The organism is Psychromicrobium silvestre (assembly GCF_013408295.1).
GTDB classification, from domain to species: domain Bacteria; phylum Actinomycetota; class Actinomycetes; order Actinomycetales; family Micrococcaceae; genus Renibacterium; species Renibacterium silvestre.
Map to the genome: position 1 here is coordinate 1,164,657 of NZ_JACBYQ010000001.1, position 20,797 is coordinate 1,185,453.

The 20,797-nt window shown below is 54.1% G+C and carries 15 protein-coding genes; 7 read left to right on the forward strand and 8 right to left on the reverse strand.

The annotated features are described in order from the left end of the window. Nucleotides 1-17: 17 nt before the first annotated feature. Complete coding sequence (gene prfB / locus FHU41_RS05485) at nt 18-1,133, reverse strand: peptide chain release factor 2 (RefSeq protein ID WP_179388589.1); 1,116 nt, start codon at nt 1,131-1,133, stop codon at nt 18-20. Between the two features lie 222 nt (nt 1,134-1,355). Here prfB and FHU41_RS05490 point away from each other — a divergent pair, with 222 nt between their 5' ends. The 4 genes from FHU41_RS05490 (at nt 1,356) to FHU41_RS05505 (ending at nt 8,620) form a co-directional block, all read left to right on the forward strand. Then, nucleotides 1,356-3,047, forward strand: a complete 1,692-nt coding sequence (locus FHU41_RS05490) for a GH25 family lysozyme (protein ID WP_179388590.1) — start codon at nt 1,356-1,358, stop codon at nt 3,045-3,047. Between the two features lie 1,002 nt (nt 3,048-4,049). Then, on the forward strand, nt 4,050-4,589 hold the full coding sequence (locus FHU41_RS05495; RefSeq protein ID WP_179388591.1) for a hypothetical protein: 540 nt from the start codon (nt 4,050-4,052) through the stop codon (nt 4,587-4,589). Nucleotides 4,590-4,623: 34 nt separating this feature from the next. Continuing rightward, a complete protein-coding gene (locus FHU41_RS05500) occupies nt 4,624-6,345 on the forward strand; it encodes an AbfB domain-containing protein (protein ID WP_179388592.1) in 1,722 nt (573 codons plus the stop codon). A gap of 136 nt (nt 6,346-6,481) precedes the next feature. After that, on the forward strand, nt 6,482-8,620 hold the full coding sequence (locus FHU41_RS05505) for an SGNH hydrolase domain-containing protein (protein WP_179388593.1): 2,139 nt from the start codon (nt 6,482-6,484) through the stop codon (nt 8,618-8,620). 9 nt (nt 8,621-8,629) lie between these two features. Here the strand turns inward: FHU41_RS05505 and FHU41_RS05510 are convergent, their stop codons facing one another. Next, the gene (locus tag FHU41_RS05510) at nt 8,630-9,040 is read right to left on the reverse strand and encodes a DUF2304 family protein (RefSeq protein ID WP_179388594.1); all 411 of its coding nucleotides are present in this window, start codon (nt 9,038-9,040) and stop codon (nt 8,630-8,632) included. A 4-nt stretch (nt 9,041-9,044) separates the two neighbouring features. After that, on the reverse strand, nt 9,045-9,710 hold the full coding sequence (locus FHU41_RS05515) for a glycosyltransferase family 2 protein (protein WP_343046248.1): 666 nt from the start codon (nt 9,708-9,710) through the stop codon (nt 9,045-9,047). A gap of 114 nt (nt 9,711-9,824) precedes the next feature. Here FHU41_RS05515 and FHU41_RS05520 point away from each other — a divergent pair, with 114 nt between their 5' ends. The 3 genes from FHU41_RS05520 to wecB all read left to right on the forward strand — a co-directional run bounded on the left by FHU41_RS05520 (nt 9,825) and on the right by wecB (nt 13,983). Then, nucleotides 9,825-11,792 (forward strand): DUF6541 family protein, encoded by a 1,968-nt coding sequence (locus FHU41_RS05520; protein ID WP_179388595.1) that lies wholly within the window; start codon nt 9,825-9,827, stop codon nt 11,790-11,792. Between the two features lie 687 nt (nt 11,793-12,479). Beyond that, complete coding sequence (locus FHU41_RS05525) at nt 12,480-12,812, forward strand: glycosyltransferase (RefSeq protein ID WP_179388596.1); 333 nt, start codon at nt 12,480-12,482, stop codon at nt 12,810-12,812. Between the two features lie 106 nt (nt 12,813-12,918). After that, the gene (gene wecB / locus FHU41_RS05530; protein WP_179388597.1) at nt 12,919-13,983 is read left to right on the forward strand and encodes a non-hydrolyzing UDP-N-acetylglucosamine 2-epimerase; all 1,065 of its coding nucleotides are present in this window, start codon (nt 12,919-12,921) and stop codon (nt 13,981-13,983) included. Between the two features lie 5 nt (nt 13,984-13,988). On the opposite strand, the gene FHU41_RS05535 is transcribed toward wecB, so the two are convergent. The 5 genes from FHU41_RS05535 to FHU41_RS05555 form a co-directional block, all read right to left on the reverse strand. Further along, nucleotides 13,989-15,080 carry a glycosyltransferase gene (locus FHU41_RS05535; RefSeq protein ID WP_179388598.1) on the reverse strand — a complete coding sequence of 364 codons (1,092 nt, stop codon included), beginning with the start codon at nt 15,078-15,080 and terminating at the stop codon, nt 13,989-13,991. Nucleotides 15,081-15,136: 56 nt separating this feature from the next. After that, nucleotides 15,137-16,441, reverse strand: a complete 1,305-nt coding sequence (locus FHU41_RS05540) for an oligosaccharide flippase family protein (protein ID WP_179388599.1) — start codon at nt 16,439-16,441, stop codon at nt 15,137-15,139. 80 nt (nt 16,442-16,521) lie between these two features. Continuing rightward, nucleotides 16,522-18,567: an SGNH hydrolase domain-containing protein gene (locus tag FHU41_RS15385; RefSeq protein ID WP_179388600.1), complete on the reverse strand. Its 2,046-nt coding sequence runs from the start codon at nt 18,565-18,567 to the stop codon at nt 16,522-16,524. A gap of 70 nt (nt 18,568-18,637) precedes the next feature. After that, the gene (locus tag FHU41_RS05550; RefSeq protein WP_179388601.1) at nt 18,638-19,795 is read right to left on the reverse strand and encodes a glycosyltransferase; all 1,158 of its coding nucleotides are present in this window, start codon (nt 19,793-19,795) and stop codon (nt 18,638-18,640) included. Beyond that, on the reverse strand, nt 19,792-20,796 hold the full coding sequence (locus tag FHU41_RS05555) for a Gfo/Idh/MocA family protein (RefSeq protein ID WP_179388602.1): 1,005 nt from the start codon (nt 20,794-20,796) through the stop codon (nt 19,792-19,794). The genes FHU41_RS05550 and FHU41_RS05555 overlap by 4 nt, the downstream gene beginning before the upstream one ends. Nucleotide 20,797: the final 1 nt, after the last annotated feature.

Sequence of the window (20,797 nt, forward strand, 5' to 3'; positions counted from 1 at the left end):
GCGCCTAAGCCGTTGAACTACTGCGCAGCGTTGCGCTGGTTGGCTCGCCAGCGGATACCCGCGTCAATGAAGTCATCGATCTCACCGTCTAAGACCCCCGAGGTGTTGCCCACTTCATGCTCGGTACGCAGGTCCTTCACCATCTGATACGGATTCAAGACATAAGAGCGCATTTGATCGCCCCAGGAGGCTTTGACGTCCCCCGCAAGCGCCTTCTTCTCCGCGTCTTCCTCTTGCTTTTTGAGCAAGAGCAGCCGTGATTGCAGCACTCGCAACGCGGCGGCCCGGTTCTGCAACTGGGATTTTTCGTTCTGCATCGAGACCACGGTGCCGGTAGGCAAGTGGGTGAGACGCACCGCGGAGTCCGTGGTGTTGACGGATTGCCCACCTGGGCCCGAGGAACGGAAAACATCTACCCGAATATCGTTCTCCGGGATTTCAATGCTGTCGGTCTGTTCGATCAGCGGGATAACTTCGACGGCGGCAAAGGAGGTCTGCCTGCGGCCCTGGTTATCGAAGGGGCTGATTCGGACCAGGCGATGGGTTCCGGCCTCAACGCTCAAGGTGCCGAAGGCATAAGGCGCCTTGACTTCGAACGTTGCGGATTTAAGACCGGCTTCTTCGGCATAGGAGGTGTCCAGGATCTGGGTTGAATAGCCGTGGCGCTCAGCCCAGCGCAGATACATCCGGAGCAGCATCTCGGCAAAATCAGCGGCATCCACGCCACCCGCACCGGAGCGGATAGTCACCACGGCTTCACGTTCGTCGTACTCCCCCGCCAGCAGAGTGGTGACCTCAAGTTCTTGCAGGGACTTCTGCAGTTTGCCCAGTTCACTGACCGCATCGGCCAGCGCATCGCCGTCGTGCTCCGATTCAGCCAGCTCGACCAAGACTTCCAGATCGTCAATTCGTGATTCGAGGGTTTCTAGACGCTCCAATTTAGATTGGGCGTGGGAAAGCCTGGAGGTGACTTTCTGCGCCTTGGCCGGATCATCCCAAAGATCAGGGACGCCTGCTTCGGCAGAGAGTTCCTCGATTTCCCGGCGCAGCGAAGCTGCGTCAACCACCCGCTCGATGGATTCGTAGGTAGCACGCAGGGTGCGGATCTCTGCCGGAAAATCGATATCAGCCATGATCTTCTAGCTTAGGGCATCGGTGAAGCATCCCTTCGCTATCTATGCTTGGAGGTCTCCTGCCACGAGTCTCGAATCCAGCTGATGCGAATGAGTACCTCCGGACTTCTACCTCATTAGTAACACTGTTAACTCTGGCCACGTCTGCAACAGAGATGTTACCCTTGAGGTCGCCATCATGAGCCGTTTCTAAGGGAACGGCTCAAGCCACCGGAGTGACTTATGAATTCAGACAAGCAAGTAACTGCCACCCGGCTCAGCCGATCAATAAGCTACGGCGGGGTGCTCGCCGTCGGCTGCCTCCTCGGATCGCTCCTCCTCAATATTCCTACCGCGCAGGCCGATACCCAGGCTCCGCCAGTCGATTTGACTGCTCTGGCAAAGGAGATCGGCACCAACGGTGCCCATATGGGCCAAAGTATTCCCGCTCAGCCCAGCTCGCAAATCTCATCGAGACTTGCAGCGCCGCAAGCTGCTACGGCCACGAGCACCTGGACAGCCCCAGGAGTCCAAGGTTTAGACGTCAGTGGGTACCAGCCGAACGTCAACTGGGCGACTCAATACAGCATGGGAGCTCGATTTGCCTACGTCAAGGCAACCGAGGGAATCAACTTCACTAGTTCAAGTTTCAGTTCCCAGTACACAGGTTCTTATAACGCCGGAATGATTCGGGGCGCCTACCATTTCGCCCTCCCCTCTGCTTCCACGGCAGTGGCTCAAGCCGACTACTTCGTTAACAACGGTGGCGGCTGGAGTTCCGATGGCCGAACGATGCCACCGCTGCTGGATATTGAGTACAACCCCTACACTTCTCTGGGTAATAGCTGTTACAACATGAGTGCCTCAGCCCTGGTGAGCTGGATCCGCGACTTCTCTAGTCGTGTCCAGGTCCGGACCGGTCGGCTGCCGATGATCTATACCACTACTGATTGGTGGAAGACCTGTACCGGAAACTCGGGAGCTTTCTCCAATCAGCCACTACACATTGCCGCCTATAACAATGTCGGTCCAGCCCCGTTGCCCAATGGCTGGTCTACCTATAGCGTGTGGCAGTACAGCGCAACGGGTCCCTTCGACGGCGATTCCAACGCTTGGAACGGCAGCTACGACAATCTGAAGAAATTTGCCGCCGCGGCCAATGCGGTGCCTACGACGCCTACCGGTCCTTCGATTAAGTCGCCAGGAGATGTAGTCGCAGCCGATTCGAGCGGCGTTCTTTGGGACTATCCCGCGACGGGAACCACGAGCGTGGGATCGCGTAAGAAGATTGGTACTGGCTGGCTCGGGGTTCGTTCGTTGAATGTCATCGATTGGAATGCCGATGGGACACTCGACATCGTGGCCCAATGGACTAGTGGGAAGGTCAATGTTTACCTGGGCGCCTCCGTTGGAGGCTTCAGCGCTGGTCCGGTGCTCGCGAGTTCCGGATGGTCAAGGAATCAACTCACAATCGGCTATTGGCTGACCGCAAGCAACTACCCTCAGGTTCTAAGCAGAGAACCGTCCGGAACACTGCGACTTTGGCGTGCGTCAGGAAAGGGGTTTGCTTCCTCTAGCCAAGTTGGGCAGGGCTGGACCGGACTGAATACCACCATGGTTGATTTCGACAGCGACGGCAATCAGGATCTGCTGGCTCAAAGTTCGAATGGCACCCTGCGGCTATATCGTTCAAACGGTGCCGGCAACTTCATCTCAGAGACCAGGAAAATCGTCGGCTCTGGCTGGAACAGCATGACCAGCATAAGCGTTTCCTCGGATTTTGCGGGCAAAGGCAGCCTCGGGCTTATCGCCCGAGCAAGAGATGGCAAGCTCTACTATTATCCGGTACTCGGCAGCTATCGTTGGGGCCCTCGTACACTGTTCGGTAGCGGGTGGGGTCCATACGTGATCGCCGGCGGGGAAAAGATCAACTAGTCCACTATCTTATTGCAAAGATTTTGACTGGATGATCGACTCCATAATTCCTAAACAGCAATCTTTTAGCTGTCTTAAACGGGCGAAATATTTATTTAAATTCATGGAAAGCGGATTTAAAAAAATATCGCTACAGTAATCTCTTATTCATAAATCTGAAACTCCCGAAGAGAACAAAGGCTCACTTCCGATTAGAATTTTTTCTTCCTTGTGCTCTTAGGAGGGTTCATCGGGGTTGGGACGGGCTAACTAAGCTTCGATCCGTACGAAGATCGTTCGGCCGAGTTAGTGGCGACTCGGCTAAAGGTACTAGTCAAGAAGTTCGCGTTGCACTGTGGATCAGAAAGATTCCATCATCGAGCTATCGATGCTAGAGGCAACTCTAGATTCAATACATCCAAGACCGCAGCGGGTTAGAGCTTCCCTTCGCTAGGCTTCGCCAGGTCCTAACCAGTCGCCAGCTCTTCGACAGAGCTATCAGAATGAACGACAAACATTCCGGATTCCTTCCTAGACGGCCATCGACACCTAGCTCAAGACGTCCTCCGAACGTAGCTGGCTTTCTCAGCCGCAACTTCATACACGACATACTCGACGAGAGCAGCGTCGGAGGTGCGACACAGAGTCGGGTTGGTGGTGTTTGGAGGGGTTTCCTCTTCAGTGGTTTGGGGAGGGTGTTGGTAATGGAGGTGATGTTCGTATTTTCTTGGGGTGGGCCGGAGGGCTCAAGCCGTTCGCGGCGAAAACTTCCAGTCACTTCCAACAAAACTTCCAATCAATCTTTGCAAATGCTGTGAGTTAGCCAGGTAGATTTGATGAGTACGGGAAGGTTTGAAGTTAGTGACGAGCAAGAGGGACGCGCGGAACTGATCTTCGATTTCACCTGCTCGTGCTGTCGGTGGGAGCTGTTAGCTTGATCCACCATGACCCCGATTCGCCGGGGCATCTGTTCTATTCGCACTCAACTCACCTTGATGACGCTTGTCATCTGAAAGAGGAAATATGAAGAGATTCATGAAGGGTGGTTCAAGACCACTCCAGCTTGGCGCGCTGAGCCTTGGCCTCCTCAGTGCTCTCGCGGGCTCGCTGGTTATAGCGCCTAGCGCGATTGCCGCCACCACGGATCAGCCTGGCTACACGGTGGAGCCTGTAGGCACCCCGTTAGAGCCTGGGTACACGGTGGAGAACTATATTCACCCCAATGCTGAGCAAATCGCTGCAACCACGAATATCTTGCTCAAGGAAGGTGACGGACAGATTATTTACGCCACCTGTGATAGCTCAAAGCCAACTCAAATCAAGGTGGAGAGTTCTATTCGTCCCGGGGCGAAGATCTGTTTCGATGTCACTGGCCCGACTGGTTGGCTAAAGATGGAGATCCCAGGTTCGTTCGGAGTCAGATCCGGAGCGAAGGAACTGACGATCACTACCACTGAGTCCGGAGCTGCGCCGGAACAGCAAACTGTTCCCGCTAACACCAATATGGGCATTGACCCCATCGACAGCGGCGAGGTCACCCTCGTCGAGCTCCGCGTCAAATAACCCAACTCCTCATCGAGCTAGAGAAAGATTTCGTATGTTCAAAACATTTAAAGGGGCCAAATCCCGAACAGCTGGGATCATCGCGATCGCTGCCGTCAGCATTGCCGGACTAAGCGCTTTACCAGCGTCCGCGCTCTCTAACGGTACTGACGTGCCCAACAATGAAAACCTCAACGTCGTTAAAGTAGCTACCGGCTACGGGACCTGCACGGGAGCGTTGATCGATCAGTCCTGGGTTGCCACCGTGGCCAGCTGTTTCAGTCAGAATCCAGCTAACTACGCGAGTGTTCCTGCAGGTAAACCAGCACTCCCGGCTAAGGTGCTCTTCGGTCTCGATGCCGCCTCGCGCGACAATGCGGGTACCGCGGTAGAGCAGATCCAGCCATATAAAGAGGCCGATGGGCGTGACCTGGTGTTGGTAAAGCTCGCAACTCCGGCCTTGAACACTACCCCGATCAAGCTTGCGACCGCCGCACCTGTGGCTGATGAGAAACTAGACTTCGTTGGCTGGGGACGTACCAAAACTGAGTGGGTACCCAAGGTCTCCCATAAAGCATCCTTCACGGTCAGTGACGTGAATGCTAAAGAAATTACTATCAACGGATTCAACCCGGTCGATGCTAGCCTCTGCCTCGGTGACTCCGGAGCGCCCGGCCTACGTACCACGGCCGCAGGTCAGGAACTCGTTGCCCTTAACTCCCGCTCCTGGCAGAAAAACTGTATCGGCTCCACTCAAACCCAAGACGGCGCTTTCGCCACCCGTATCGATGATGTGAATCCCTGGATTCAACAGACTATCGCTAATGGAAACAAGCTCCCTGGGGTCGCATCCGGCTCGATTGTCTTGATCAAAAACGCTGGTATCACGGACTCCTGTTTGGGGCTCCCTGCTTTTACCAAGGTAGAGAACACCACAATGCAGTCTGTGAAGTGTGCGGATAGCACTAGAACTCGTTGGGAAGTCACCGAAGTCTCAGCAGGAATTTACACATTAGAAGCCGACTTTGGAAAGCTCTGTTTGTCTGTTCTGGGTGAAAGCACAGGCGAGAACGCGGCCCTAGCACAAACCACCTGCTCAGCCCAGAGCACATTCCAACAGTGGAAAACCCTCCCTGCGGGCGGTGGAAAATTCCAACTTTCCAACGTAGCGACTGGATTCGTCGCTGGTGCCGCCGGCGTAGTTGTGAACACTGATGAAAAGGTCACTCAGCAGAAGTATGCGGGCCAGGCAAAGCAGCAATGGACAGCATCCGTCGTTGGCCAGGCGAAATATGACATCACACACAGCTATATCTCGATTCAGGCGGTAGCTCCGGATGTCTCCAAGGGTAAGTCAGTTAGGCACGAGAATGGCCTAGGCTACGTGAACAACCTGGTAACAGCATCCTCTACAGAGTTGCAGCGTAAAGACGCATCGTGGAAGGTTGTTCCCGGACTTGCTGACCCCAAGTGCTATAGCTTTGAGTCAGTCAGCTTGCCCGGCAAGTATCTGTACGCAGATAGCAGTACCGCAAGGACAGGAATAGTCTCGGCTCCTAGAGCGGACCTGGCAACCTGGTGTGGCCGAATCGCCAGAAGCGGTACCGGTATTAACCTGCAGTGGTATGCCAATCCAACTCGTATTCTCCGTCATAACTCCGGAAACTTGTACGCTGGCACCAGCGGCGGTCCGATCAGCGGAGCTGACTCGGCAACGCAGTTTGACGAGATGACCTCATGGTCAATTGGAGCTGCTTGGGCAACACCTACTCCATAATTGGACACTGTCTAATTGCTAGACAAGACCTGGGGCTGGGTTCGGAGGTTTCTCCGACCCCAGCCCCAGGTGGTTGCTCGCCCGGCGGAACGGTTGGGAGCCTCCCTCCAAAAGGCTTCGGGTAGGATTTACCTCTGTGTCGACAACGAACGCCTTCCCCTCCTCCGCTCTCAGGCCTCGCCGAGCGAAGCAAGTTCAAGCTGGAGGTGGCTTTCGTTCAGAGATCCAGGGACTACGCACGATCGCGGTTCTCACGGTGGTGCTCTACCACCTCTGGCCAAATCATTTAAGCGGTGGCTTTGTGGGTGTCGATGTCTTCTTTGTGATCTCTGGCTATCTCATTACTAGTCATATGGTTCGAGAGGTGGCTCAGAAGTCCACACTTTCATTAGCCAAATTTTGGGCTCGTCGGATCCGCAGGCTACTTCCGGCCTCTTTTCTAGTCATTCTGGCTTCGCTTGGAGCCGTGCTCCTGTGGGTCCCCTCCACTTTGTGGGAGAACACTGCTAAACAAACTGCGGCAAGCGCCCTCTATGTTCAGAACTGGATTCTAGCCCTCGATTCAGTAGATTATTCGACGCAGCACGATGACGCTACCGTCGTCCAGCACTACTGGTCGCTTTCCGTTGAAGAACAGTTCTACGTACTGTGGCCGATACTCATTGTCATCATGATCCTGTTTACCTCGTCCAAGATCAAAGATATCCGTCAGCTTCACCAACGAGCCTTCAAAAGGACTTTGTTTGTGGGACTATCGGTGCTTGGAGTACTTTCACTCAGTTATTCGATCTATATAACAATAGCTTCCCCGCCTCAGGCCTATTTCGTAACTCCCGCCAGAGTCTGGGAGTTCGTGGCTGGAGCACTCGTAGCGCTCCTGGGGAATCAATCACCACTGCGCGGTCTGTCCGGAAAGTTCGTCAGTTGGTTTGGCGTAGCAGCCATTCTGACTGCCGCTTTCATGTTTAACTCTCAAACCCCGTTCCCGGGTTGGACGGCGGCAATCCCGGTATTGGGGACAGTCGCGGTGCTGTTATGTGCAACTGGACGGTCTCGGATGGACGCCGGATGGTGGCTCTCCCTGAAGCCGATGACCTTTATCGGTGACCTTTCCTATGCTATTTATTTGTGGCATTGGCCACTACTGATCGTGGCTCCCTACTTATTAGGCCACGATGTCGGCACACTCGGTAAAATCTTGGTCCTAATCCTCACAATCTTCCTGTCTTGGCTGACCAAGTTGCTGATCGAAGATCCCCTCAGAAAAGGACGTCTACTAGCGTCCTTGCCTCGGACATACGGATTCGCGGCTGCCAGCATGGCAGTAATGATCGTTCTATCGATGGGGTTGACTTCCCTGGCAAACACAGGAGATAGCGCTCAACAACTTGACCCGCAGGGCACCTGTTACGGTCCCGGTTCGCTCGCTCATCCCAACCAGTGCATCCCACCTACTGGCGTTGGCACCCCAAATCCTGGACCAGCGTCCGTGATGAAGCAGAACTCGGATTTGCGTTACCAGGCTTGCCAAGCAAGTTTCGACGGAACAGACCTATCCTCTTGCGATCTGGGAGTCGAGCAGAGCAAAGCCACGCTCACGATCGCTATGGTCGGAGATTCGCACGCCACTGCGTGGCTACCAGCTCTAGAAGTTTTAGCAGAAAAACATGGATGGCATATCAAGGCCTATACTAAAACGTCTTGCCCGTTGACTACAGCCAAAAGAGTACTTGCTTCAGAGACTAGCCATAACAATCAAGAGAACTGCACAGGCTGGGGACAGAATCTCATCGACGCCCTAGCCAAAGACAAAACCATCAGTACAGTGTTCACCGCGGCCTTTTCAACCGCATATACCTACGAATCTCCAAACGGTTCAAAACTGGCAGACCCAGCGACGGAGGGCTATGAAGCTGTCTGGAAAGAGTTTATTGCGGCCGGTAAGAAAGTGGTTGTATTCGACGATGTCCCACGCACTAACGGTCAGAACATCCCTACCTGTCTAGCTTCCCATCCCAAAGATGTGTTGGCTTGTGCCTTACCCGTTGACAAGGCTTATCCCGCCGGCGCGGCAATCACTCATGCCGCGACCAAAATGAGTACTAGCGGAATAATACGTGTTCCCCTGCGAGACCAATTTTGTGACAAGAAACTTTGCTACCCTCAGATTGGGTCGGTAATTGTCTATCGTGACCTCTCACACCTCAGCTTCGACTATTCACGAGCGCTGGCACCTTATATCGACAGCGTGCTCAACTCAGCCAATTCAGATTGAACGGTCGCCCTAGCTGCGAGGCTGTTCATCGCCAGAAGAGAAAACAGGTTTTGAACCATCCGGTTCCGGGCTGTCATGATCAGAGTCAGGACGCGGCGCCTCGTCCAAGGCGATCCGTCGAGACAGCTTGGTAAGGGTGGTCTCCATGTGGCGAAAACGCTGATAGGTCGTGGCCATAAATACCAGAAAGCTGACCAGCAGGCCGTAGAGGACCAGATCGGTTCCACGACCGATTCCGAAAAACCGGGCGACCTGGGTCGACAATTCTGGAAAAAACACGGAAAGCACAGCCACGAAAGCAAAGAGCAGCAACAAAATGCGCCGAATTGCCAGGTGCCGGGCGTTCGCTCCCCCACGCATCAACACCAGTGATCCCAGGAGAACCGCTATTACCAGAACGATCTGAACAACAATTTGCACGGGGTCACCTAAGGAAGAGGTCAGCGAGGATGTTTACAGAATTCAGTAAGGACTGACCTTTGGATTTGGAATATTCGGTATAGATGATCTCCACCGGCTGTTCCACCCACCGAGGGTTAAGCTCAGCAAGTTGATGGATAAGTTCTGAAGCGTGAGCCATCCGATTTTGCTGCAAATGGATCGAGCCCACTACTTGAGGATTGAAGGCTCGAAGGCCGTTGTGAGCGTCAGTGAGGGACAGCCCGGTTGACCAACGAGACTGAATGGCCGCAGTCCGAAGCACGAGGCGCTTCATCGGCGACAATTGGGTTCGATCATCCAGGAATCGTGATCCGAGGACCACGTCCGCCTCACCTGAGGTTATTCGGTCCGCCATTGCCTTGGCGTCTGAGACTCGATGTTGCCCGTCTGCATCAAAAGTAATGACACAATCCAGTTCAGGATCCTGTAGACAATACTCAAAGCCGGTTTGCAGCGCTGCGCCCTGGCCAAGATTTATGGGGTGCTGTACAACGATGGCCCCGGCCTCACGGGCAACCCCTTGAGAGTTGTCGCGACTACCGTCATCGACACAGACCACATGGGGGAAGACTTCGCGCACTCCCTCAATGACAGCGCCGACAACTGAGGCTTCATTGAACATCGGAATGACTACCCAGGTACGACTCACCTATCAAGTATTCCATACTGAATGTCAGCTTCAGGCGTGGGCTGGGTTCGTGGCTTGGCGGAATCTTGATGACAGCTTGTATCCTGGAATGTCGGCAGAGAGCTAGGAGACCAAATGAGTTGGCTGCAAACAGCACCCAATGTGATAGCAGCGTTACTCATTCTTTTTGTCCCCGGCCTCGTCCTGGCAAAAGCTCTCGGAGCACGTGGCTTGATTTGGTGGAGTGCAGCCGCGCCCTTAACAGTCTCGTTGTCTTCAGTTGGAGCTGTGGCCGCGCAACTGATCCACGTTCGCTGGTCGCTACTTCCGCTTATAGGCTTCACCGTGATCAGCTCTGTTGTAGTAATCGTAGTTCGCTACATTTACCACTCCAGAAAGCATAAGGAGCCGCTCCGACTCCGGTGGCGCCCCTTACCCAGGCTCAGGTCAATTGCAGCATTCGCCGTGTCTCTGGGCATTGCAGCTTTCATTCTCACGGTGAGATTCATCAAGATCACCGGAAGCCCAGAGCATATCTCCCAGACCTATGACAATGTCTTCCACTTGAACGCTATCCGTTTTATCATCGATAGCGGTCGTGGTTCTTCGCTCACTCTCGGCGCGCTTGATCCGAATGGCGGGATTTCCTTCTACCCAGGGGCTTGGCACGACATAGTCGCCCTTTTAGCAGGCTCTACCGGAATTTCGATCCCAGTCTCCGTCAACATCATGAATTTACTCATCGCTGCCCTGGTTTGGCCGCTCGGTGCCATGATGCTGGTGAAACAAGTTCACGGTAACCGGCTCATCCCGATCATGATTACAGGGGCGCTGGCCGGAGCCTTCGCCTCGTTTCCCTATCTCATGCTTGAGTTTGGTGTCCTATACCCCAATTTGCTCTCAATCGCTCTTTTACCCTTCGCTCTCGGGATGGTCATCGGATTCTTGGGGCTTGCGAAAACTCCACGTCCAGAACGTCTGCTGGCCTTCCTTCTACTAGCCATCTCAGGAGCTGGCTTGGCTCTGTCCCACCCAAGCACGGCAATGACTTTGATGGTCTTCGCGATCCCCCCTTTGATTGCTTGGGTGTTTCGAAGTATCTCCACGGTCTACCGTTCTAAGCGACCCGTTGGCTTTATAGCTTTTCCCTTAATTATCTTCGCTGCGTATATCGGCGTCGCTTATTACATCTGGGTGACCATCCGTCCTACTGAGAAAGCTTCCTTCTGGCCCCCGATAACGACGGTTCCACGAGCTCTGGGGGAAGCATTGTCGAGCGCGCCACAGGGCGGCTTCATCTCCTGGACTGTCCTGTTACTCACAGCTCTGGGCATCGTGTATCTAATAGCTCGCCGTCGTGCGTTTTGGTTGCTTGGTTGTTTTCTTTTGAGCTGCGCGTTGTACATCGTAGTAGCGGGCTTCCCAGCCGATCAGACTAGATCGTTCTACACCGGGGTTTGGTACAACGACAGCAACCGGCTAGCCGCTATTCTGCCGGTCGTCGCCATCGTGGTGGCCTCTTCGGGGGGTCTCTGGATTGCAGAGACCTTGGCGAAGCTCAAGAGAGTTTCATCCAACTGGTTGCGGCTTCCCATTGTCTCAGTTGTAGCTACCGCCGTATTGATCGGGTCTGTGGCTTATTTCTGCCAAGGAGAATCAGTCAAAACTGCACAGGTCAACGCGGCAAAAGCCTATGAACTGACAGCGAGTTCGGAACTACTTTCAACTGATGAATTGACGCTTCTATCGAGGCTCGATAATTTCGTCCCAGAGGATTCGGTTGTGATAGATAATCCTTGGACAGGAGCTTCTCTGGTCTACGCCATCAGTGACAGGAACGCTTTGATCCCGGCTATCGGGAGCCCAGCTGTCGGTGCCAGCCTCACCGTTATCAACAAGCTGAATAAGGTAGCGAGCGACCCCGCCGTCTGTCCAGCCCTCAAAGCTCTGAATAGTTACTATGTTCTAGACTTTGGACCTCAAGAAATCAACCAAGGAACCGAGGGCTTTGCCGGACTTGATAACTTAGCCGCTGCCTCGGGACTGAAGCTCCTTGCCTCCGATGGAGAGGCAAAACTTTATCAAGTCACCGCATGCAATTAGGTCAGTCGTCCGGCGGGAGTACCGAGAATCTTTCAAAGCGAAGGAGTTCAGAGCATGATGAGAGTATTACACCTTGGCGATATTTCCGGGACTTCACGCAGCCTCATCGAAGTCGCCCGCGAAAAAGGCTTGGATTGGTCGCTGAGCGATGTCCCAGCTGGACGAGGAGTCGCACCTTGGAATATGGTACTGAAACGTCTCCGACACTTACTCAAGACACGGTGCATTCGTCCTCGTCCTGACATTTTGCACATTAACTACGGGGTATCTGGCTACTATGGCTGGGGACGCCACGGCGTTGTTCTTCACCTGCACGGCACAGACGTGCGCCAAGACTTGAATTCAAAGGTTCTCGGTCCAGTGGTGAAATATTCAATTCGAACCGCAGACAAAGTGCTGTATTCTACCCCTGATCTCGCCGGGGCCGTTTTGGCGCTAAGACCGGATGCCCAGTGGTTTCCGGCTCCCCTACCGCTAGCCACTGCTACGCCGCTACCTCCACAACGAGAGCTAAATGGGACCCGAGTTTTTTTTGCGAGCCGTTGGGATGACTCTAAGGGTGCCCCAGAACTCATCGATTTGGCTAAACAGCTCAAGGTTGCACATCCTAAGCTAGAACTCTTGGGTTTGGACTGGGGAACCCATGCAGTCGCCGCCGCGGAAGCCGGCATTAAGCTACTGCCTCTTATGAGCTCGGAAGGGTTCCGTCAGCAACTTGCTGACTCGGATATTGTTATTGGACAGATCTGTTTCGGAGCACTCGGGCTCAGTGATCTAGAAGCAATGTGTCAGGCCAAACCTCTAATAGCCAAATTCACTCAGGACGAGGTCTACGGCCAGAAGGCACCGCTGTACAACACTGCCGAAGAGAAGCCGTTGAGATTAGTGTCCCGCATCCTCGAAGATCCCGCTACGGCAGCAAAGACCGCGGTAGCGGGTCGCGAGTGGGCGCAACGTTTCCACTCTGCCGTTGTACTAGAAGAACGTCTCGAAGACCTCTACCGCGAGCTACCTGTTTAGTTCATCGCTAACCCACGGTGCCTTAGCGCGACTCCTCTGCTTATCACGTATCGCCATGCCACAGAAGATACTCCGGACGTCCCTCTCTTCCTCTAAACTTGGTTCTATGCGAATCCTCAGCGTCGTTGGCGCACGCCCTCAGTTTGTTAAGCTTGCCCCCATCGCCGCTGCGATGAAGGGACGGGCAGAGCATCTAATTGCTCACACCGGGCAGCATTACGACCAGCTGATGAGCGACGTTTTTTTCCGTGATCTGCAGATTCCCGCACCGCAATACAACCTCGGAGTGGGGTCCGGAAAGCACGGTGCTCAAACTGGAGCGATGCTCACTGGCTTGGAAGAGATCTTTGAGCAGGCATCCCCCGATTGCGTCCTAGTCTATGGCGACACCAACTCGACGCTGGCCGCCGCCATTGCGTCCGTCAAGCTTCATATTCCATTGGTCCATCTTGAGGCTGGATTACGCTCCTTTAACCGTCGAATGCCAGAGGAGCATAATCGCGTCCTAACAGATCACAGCGCCGATCTACTTCTCGCCCCTACTCAGGTCGCGGTGGACCACCTTAGAACCGAAGGGTTAGCTGACAAAACCGCTCTAGTGGGCGATGTGATGACGGACGTACTTTTCCAGGTTCGAGACAGGCTTGCAGCTACGGAACGCCCCTTACCTCTCGCTCTACCTAGTAAGGACTACTATGTTTGCACCATCCATCGCCCTGATAACACTGATTCAGCAGAGCGTTTGAGCGCCATTGTCTCGGCTCTGGCCGAACTGGATAAGCCCGTTGTTCTGCTGGCACATCCGCGTCTAGTTAGTCTCGCGCAAACTCACAATCTGTCCTTAGAACAAGGCTCTATTCGAGTGACGAACCCGCTTGCATATCCCGATCTGATTCACGCAGTAATGAACAGTGCCGGTGTCGTCACCGACTCAGGCGGATTGCAAAAGGAAGCATTCCTGCTCCGCGTCCCCTGCACCACAGTACGAACGGAAACGGAATGGGTGGAGACGGTAGAACTCGGTTGGAATCGCTTGGTAGGGAACGATCTACGCACTCTGACCGAAACGGTGCAACGTCCTGCGCCGAGCCCAACAGATGCGACTCCCTACGGCGATGGCAAGGCCGCCCAATACGCAGTAGACGCCATTCTCCGGACTTTTGCAGGCTAATCGCACTAAGAGCCCGCTAGGTCTCGTTCTACCTGGCGAGCTCGAGCCTCCCAAGTGTTCTGTTCACGAACTGCGAGCGTAGTCTTAGTAGCTTCGCGGAGTTGTTCGGGGTCTCGGGTGAGAGTCTCGATCAGGTCAGTCAGTACGGATGTCTCAAACGGCAAGACCCAGCCATTTCCATGATTGCGAACAAATTCGGCGACATTAGTCCCATCGTTGACAATCACCGGCTTTCCGAAACCAAGGTATTCGGCAAATTTAATCGGAGCAGCAAAGGAACGGTAGACGCTTGGTTCGATAAAGAGCATGCAGGCATCCGCCTTCGCATAATGCTCGACTAGCTCGGCACCGCTCTTATGGACGATTGAGATCTTATCGGTCAAGATCTCCGAGTAGTCCTCTTTATAGGCTTCCCACTCCTGCTTAGTCGTACAGATCGTTAGATGGGCCGATGATGAGGCATTCACCGCGCGCACACAAGCGCGCATGTCGTAATAACCACCTAAGCCTCCAACGTAGAAAAGTTCCAAAAACTCCGATTTTTCCTTGGTTGGTAAATCTACAATCTGTCCGCCTGGCGGAAGCGCTGCGAACCGTTCCGAAGGCATATGCGGAACAAATTTCCCCATGCCCAAGGAAGGCAAGTAGAGCTTGTCGATGGAGCGTTTATACCCGAGTAGATCGAGGTTGTAGAAGAACCGGGTGCCCAGGCCCAGGAGAACATTGACCTGCTCATTGTACTGAGGGAAACGCCAATAGATGTCCCGATAGAACAGGCCAGTCCGGATACCCCGCACCCGGCACAATCTCAAGAATCTGAAATCCATCAGCGGGCGTACCGGTATATGTCGTGGATCCGTCAGAGGAGTCGGCATAGTACTGCTCTCCGAATAGACAAACGCGAACTTCTCGCCGGACTTGATTCGGGCGCGCAGCGCCTTGATGATCCGAGCCCGCTCCTTTGAATGTCCGGCCACCAATTCGACCTGATACCCCAGGGAACGGAACGCCTCAAGCATTCGAACCGGGCGGATTCCGCTACCGGTCTTTGCGCCCGTATCCAGCGCATAGGGAACGTGGTAGATCATTTGGCTCATGTGTTGTGCTTTCCATCGATAGCGTGATGAGGACTGCATAGCATTAGGAACTTCGTTCAGTTAGATGGTGCTTCAGGTTTAGGCTGAAGCTCTTTGTCGTAGCGTGTGCTGACCCATAATGCCAACGCCGCGAAAATAACCAGTATCAGCGCCATCGCCCAAGCGACGATGCTCAAATTGCTCACGATGTCGCCCTTCAAGAAATACAGCAAGGCCAGCGGCACCCCGGCATAAAAGATGGAATGAATCAGCATGTAGTGCTGTGTTTCCGTCACCACGAACACTGTTGAGATCGGTGAAGTAATCAGGCTCATATAGAGCCAAGGAACTAAGGCCTGGGCGATATAACCAGCGTCCCCCCATTGAGCTCCTAGAACGACAGGAAAGATCCAGGGAGAGAGGAAGTAGATAATGAGGAATGGGACGACACCCAGGGCAGCTGAACGAAGGATCGAGGCTTTAGCGAATCGAAACATCGAACCTCGTTCAGTCACCGAAAGCTTCTGAAAGAAGACCTGGGCTAATGCACCATTAATTAGCCCCAGCGGAACCTGAAGTACCCGCCAAGCCATGTAGAACTGCCCTAGCAAAGACCCGGAATACACGATTCCGATCATGATATTGATCCCGTTGACCCGCACAGCATCAACCAGAACATTCGGCCCGTTGAGCAGTGGCATCCGACGATATCGTCTCAGTAACTTCCGCAACGATGTGTTGGATTCTTCCAAACCTGAGCGAACTTCTCTGGCTTTATGCCGCAAGGTTAGCCAAGCTGCGGTCTGTCCTAGTAGTGCCCCGATGATCAGCCCGGTGATGCCGCCCAGTTTAGCCAAAGCCAAACCGAGCTGGGCGACGGCGGTCCCTCCGCTTTGCAGTACGCGGTTCACTCCAATGGCTCGATACTCGCTCTTCCTGTTCAACCAGTAGGTCAAGGCGGAGATTTCAGCCAGAGTGAAAGTACTCAATCCAATCAGAAAAAGCCAGGGCGCCAATGACGGATCTCCGACCGCACTGGCTATCATCGGAGCCGCTATTCCGCAAACCACAGTGGCAATCAGACAGACCAACAGAATTAACCGGGTGGCCCCTCGCTTGAGGACTTTGGCATCGGCGTCCTGGTCCGGAAGCATGATCGCCATGTCGTATCTCAAAGCCGCCACGACAGCGAGAGTGCTAACGATGGAACTGTAGATGGAAAAAAGGCCGTAGTCCTGTGGACTGTACAGTCGGGAGAGAACCGGGGTCAGCAGGAGCAACAGGGCTTGTGCTGCCGTGGTTCCTACTAGCAACGTTGCAACGTGGCGAAGAAAGTCGTTTCTCAGCCACTTGGGGCTCCAACTTCTTGCCAGCTTATTCACCTTCTCCCAGGTTCGTTACGTCGTTGGAAAGACTATCGTTCAGAGTCCGAGGAAGCCAACTGCTCGGTCTGCATTTCTCATCAATGACCAAGAACGCCAATCTTTTCATTCAGGTAGGGTGCCAACAGCTTGCTGTACTCGGCATTTAGGTGATTAGCATCGAAATACACCGAGACTCCACCGATTACTACGTAGCAGAGAGTCTTGTCACAAAAATAATTAGTGAGGTCAATCAGTCGAATGCCCGGATCGGAAGCCAAACCAACGGCTTGGCTCATCGGATCAGGCGGCTGCGCGGTAGTACGAGGAACTGCACAGTCGACCGGTTTGCTCGCTTTGAGGTTCAAGCAATCGCCGGGTCTGACGTCCTTATTGAGCGGCGGATCAGCTAGCACCAATACCCGGATTCCAGACTCCGACCAAGTCTTCCAAGTCCGAACCAGACCCTCCTCAAATGCCCGATTCGGTTCCTCTCCCACACCGTCCACGCCCATTCTACGAGCGAACATAGACGTAAATACCGCGGCTGGTTTTGCTTTCGTAACCGCGCTAGTCACCGATTTCTGCCAAGTGGAACATCGTGCGGCCAATCCTGGATCTCTCGCTCCTTCAAAGCCGAGAAACTTCACATCGGCAATGGCACAGCCCCCAAGCATTGCCATGTCAACTTTCCAACCCTGTTGCCTTGCAACTTCAAACAGGGCAGCCTTCCACTGTTCAGCATGCGAGTCACCAACCACCCAAATGTTTTCAGACTCCGGGTTACCGCGAGAGAAATCGCAGACAACATGTGTTTTGGTTGAGCCAGCATTGAGATCATCTAGAGCTGACCCACATTCCGAGGGAAGATTCCAGTATTGATTGACTTTTGACATTGTAGATACCTTCGCAGGACCAAAGGGATCAGAACAATTAGCTCCGGGCGCCAGTGCTCTGGGTCCGTAACATGGGAGTGTTTCCTGCTGTTGGATGAGCTGAGCAGCCTGATCAGCCCGCTGGTTAGCACTCGCTGTTTGCCAGGACGCAAGACCTGCTATCAGGGCCATGGCGCAGAGCATGGCTAGGAAACTTCTCCATGGCTTGGCCGAAAGCCAAAGAGCATGCCGTCCAGGGTCCTCGATCAGCCCCTTACTCAGTGCAGCAAGGAGAACAGCTATTACGGCCAAAACGAGCTTCCCGATACCGCTCAGGGGAGCGCCAACCACAAAAGGCGCCACTACGATGAGCGGCCAATGCCAAAGGTACAGCGAATAGGAGATATTCCCCAGATATTGGACAGGTGCCCAAGCGAGCAGGCGATCGGTCGGAAGGTCCTTGGCTAGGCTTCCCGAAAGTATTACCAGTGCTGTGCCTAGCACTGGTACCAAAGCCGCATAACCGGGAAATGCGGTTGTCGGACTAAACCAAAAAGCACTCAGTGCGATGGCGGCAAAACCTGCAATCGCCATCGATGTACACACCGTGAAGGAGCATCGCAGACGCCGAGCAAGGAAGAAGACCAAAGCTCCGGTAGCAAACTCCCATGCCCGCACCGGCGTGACGAAATAAGCTTGCGGTTTACTGAATTCGGTGATCAAAATTGAGCACAACAAACTCCCGAGTAGCACGGCGATCAGAGCAACCACAACTGGCAAGATACGTGCCCGCCAAAATCTCCGGCCCAGCAGGTACAGGCCAAAAAGCAACCAAGGCCAGATCAGATAGAACTGCTCTTCGACCGAAAGCGACCAATAATGCTGAGCAACGGTGGCGTCCGCCGTTAGGGCAGAATAATCTATAGAATTTGCGGCCAGTAGCCAGTTCTCTAGGTATAAAGCAGATCCCAGGACCTGCTGCGAGGTTTCGGACCAACGCGAAAAAGGCAGCCAAATGGCAACAGTGAGAAGGGCGACTACCAATACCAGAAAAGCCGCTGGTAATAGCCGTAGAATCCGACGTGCATAGAACCGCCCAATCCTCAGTTTTCCAGTTCCGGAGATCTCCTTCCAAAGATGTGCGGTGATAAGATAACCGGAGATGACGAAGAAGACGTCGACTCCCACATAACCACCAGTGAGCCTACCTGGAAAAAGATGGTTAGCCAGCACTAGGCCGATGGCAACGGCTCTAAGCGCCTGAATATCCACCCGGAAGGTGGATGAAGGTTTTTTTACTGGCTAGATGTCGGGGCAGAGCATTGATCGCGGTCATCTGAACCTAACGCCTGGCGGCTAGAACCCGGCTTGCAGCCTCAGTTCCGACAGCTTTCAAGGAATGATGTTCTTCTGTCCACCCCGCTAGTTGGTTGCGCCCCTCCGTAGAAAATGGTTCTCTAAGGGCCTTCCTAAATGCTTCTGCTACCGACGCAGGTGTCCAATCCGCCGTCCAACCTAGCCCGTTGTCATCAATGAGTGCGCGCATTGGCCCAACCCCTGCATAAATGCAAGGAACTCCCGCGGACATACCGGCCAAAGCCTTAGTCGCGAAAGCAAAGTCGTACCCTCTACTCGGACGGACAGAAGCTAAATTTGCTTTTGCTCCCCTGAACCAACGGGCTATCTCCTGGCCAGAAATCGGTGGTCGAATAGCAATACGTTCTTCAAACCCGCTAGTTAGGGCTTGAAGCTCTGCCACCTCGGTTCCTTGACCGAACAACAATAGCTTGAGCTCTGGGAACTCATCAGCGATCAGCTTGAACCCCTCAACGAAGACCGTTGTTCCCTGTATTTCCGACATGGTTCCGGCATAGAGGAAATAGGGAAATCCCGGGTCTTCGGCAATCCCCTCGAAAGAAAAAGTATCGGTATCGACGCCCGTACCGACAACCCAAATATCCTTTCGAGTTCCGATAAGCTCTTCGATCTCAGCTTTGACTGCGGCAGAAACTGTAAGTATGCCCGCAGAACGTCTCAACACCAGACGCTCAAGCCAGGTCAGAATCTTGAGTGGAAGCGCCCCCACACCGATTCCTTTTGCCGCGCTAGACGAGACGTCTGCGGAGTAATACACGAACGGGGTGCGTCTTAGCATGGACACCATGGCAACCATCAGTCCGGTGGTAGGGGGTGGCTCAACCACGTAGACGTCGGTCTTTGCGGAAAACAGCAATCTAAAAAACACGGGTAAATCAAAACTCAAATATTGAATATATCCGCGAACGTTCCCGCCTTGATCTCTCAATACTGGCCACCTTGAGATGCGGTAATCGGCATGAAATTCACTCGCTGATTGAGTCGGCGGCTTCGAAGTTAATACCTGAACTTCAGCCCCTTTCGCGACCAAGCTTTCAGCCAGGACACGCAATCGAAATGCCGCGGCTCCCACCTCGGGGGCAAACAGTCTGGAAACGATGGTGACTTTTCGTCCGTCACTCACGAACCGGAAACCCTCACCATCTGTCCGGCACCTGCTGACTCCAGTACTGCCTCGGCGACCCTTAGGGTGTTCAGCCCCTCCCGCATGGTGACAACGTCGTTGCGCACCCCCAGAACAGCGTCCCTGAAGGCTTCGTGCTCGGTACGAAGCGGCTCTGCCTTCGGGATAGCCAGGCGAGTCACGTTACCTTCGGAAACGCCTCGGAAAGCAGCCATCGACTCCCATTGGGTAGCAACTGTGCCGTTCTCGAAGAAGGTTAGGTCTGCGGTAATCGTATCTGCCACGAATGCGCCCTTCTCACCGGTAACCACAGTTAGTCGTTCCTTCATGGGGGAAAGCCAATTCACCAAATGGTTAGTGATTGTGCCGTTGGCAAGTTGCCCGGTGGCAGCCACCATGTCCTCATGTGGACGTCCGCTGCGGGTGGTGGTACGTGCAAAAATCGTTTCGAACTCGCTTTGCGCCAACCAGGCGGTCAGGTCGATGTCATGCGTACCCAGATCCTTCACCACGCCGACATCGGCGATCCTGGCTGGGAATGGGCCTTGCCGTCGAGTCGCGATCTGGTAGACCTCACCAAGTTCGCCAGCTTGCAGGCGTTTCCGTAAGGATTGCAAGGCCGGGTTGAACCGTTCGATATGCCCCACTGCGCCGACGATGCCACGAGCATCAAAAGCATCGACCAGCCGCTGCCCAGCCGCTGTGCTGGCAGCTATGGGCTTCTCCACCAAGGTATGAACCCCAGCCGCTGCCAGAGCCAAGCCAACTTCTTCATGCATCCCTGTGGGTACCGCAGCCACGGCCATATCCAAGCCCACTTCAATCAATTCGTCCACAGAGCCAAGCACCGGAAGCCCCCCGGCTACTCCGTGCGGATCGCCGAACGCATCCGCCACAGCAACCAGTTCCAAGCCTTCCACTTCACGAATAACCCGGGCGTGGTGACGTCCCATCATGCCCAAGCCAATCAAACCCACCCTCAGGGTTCTGTTGTCAGTCATC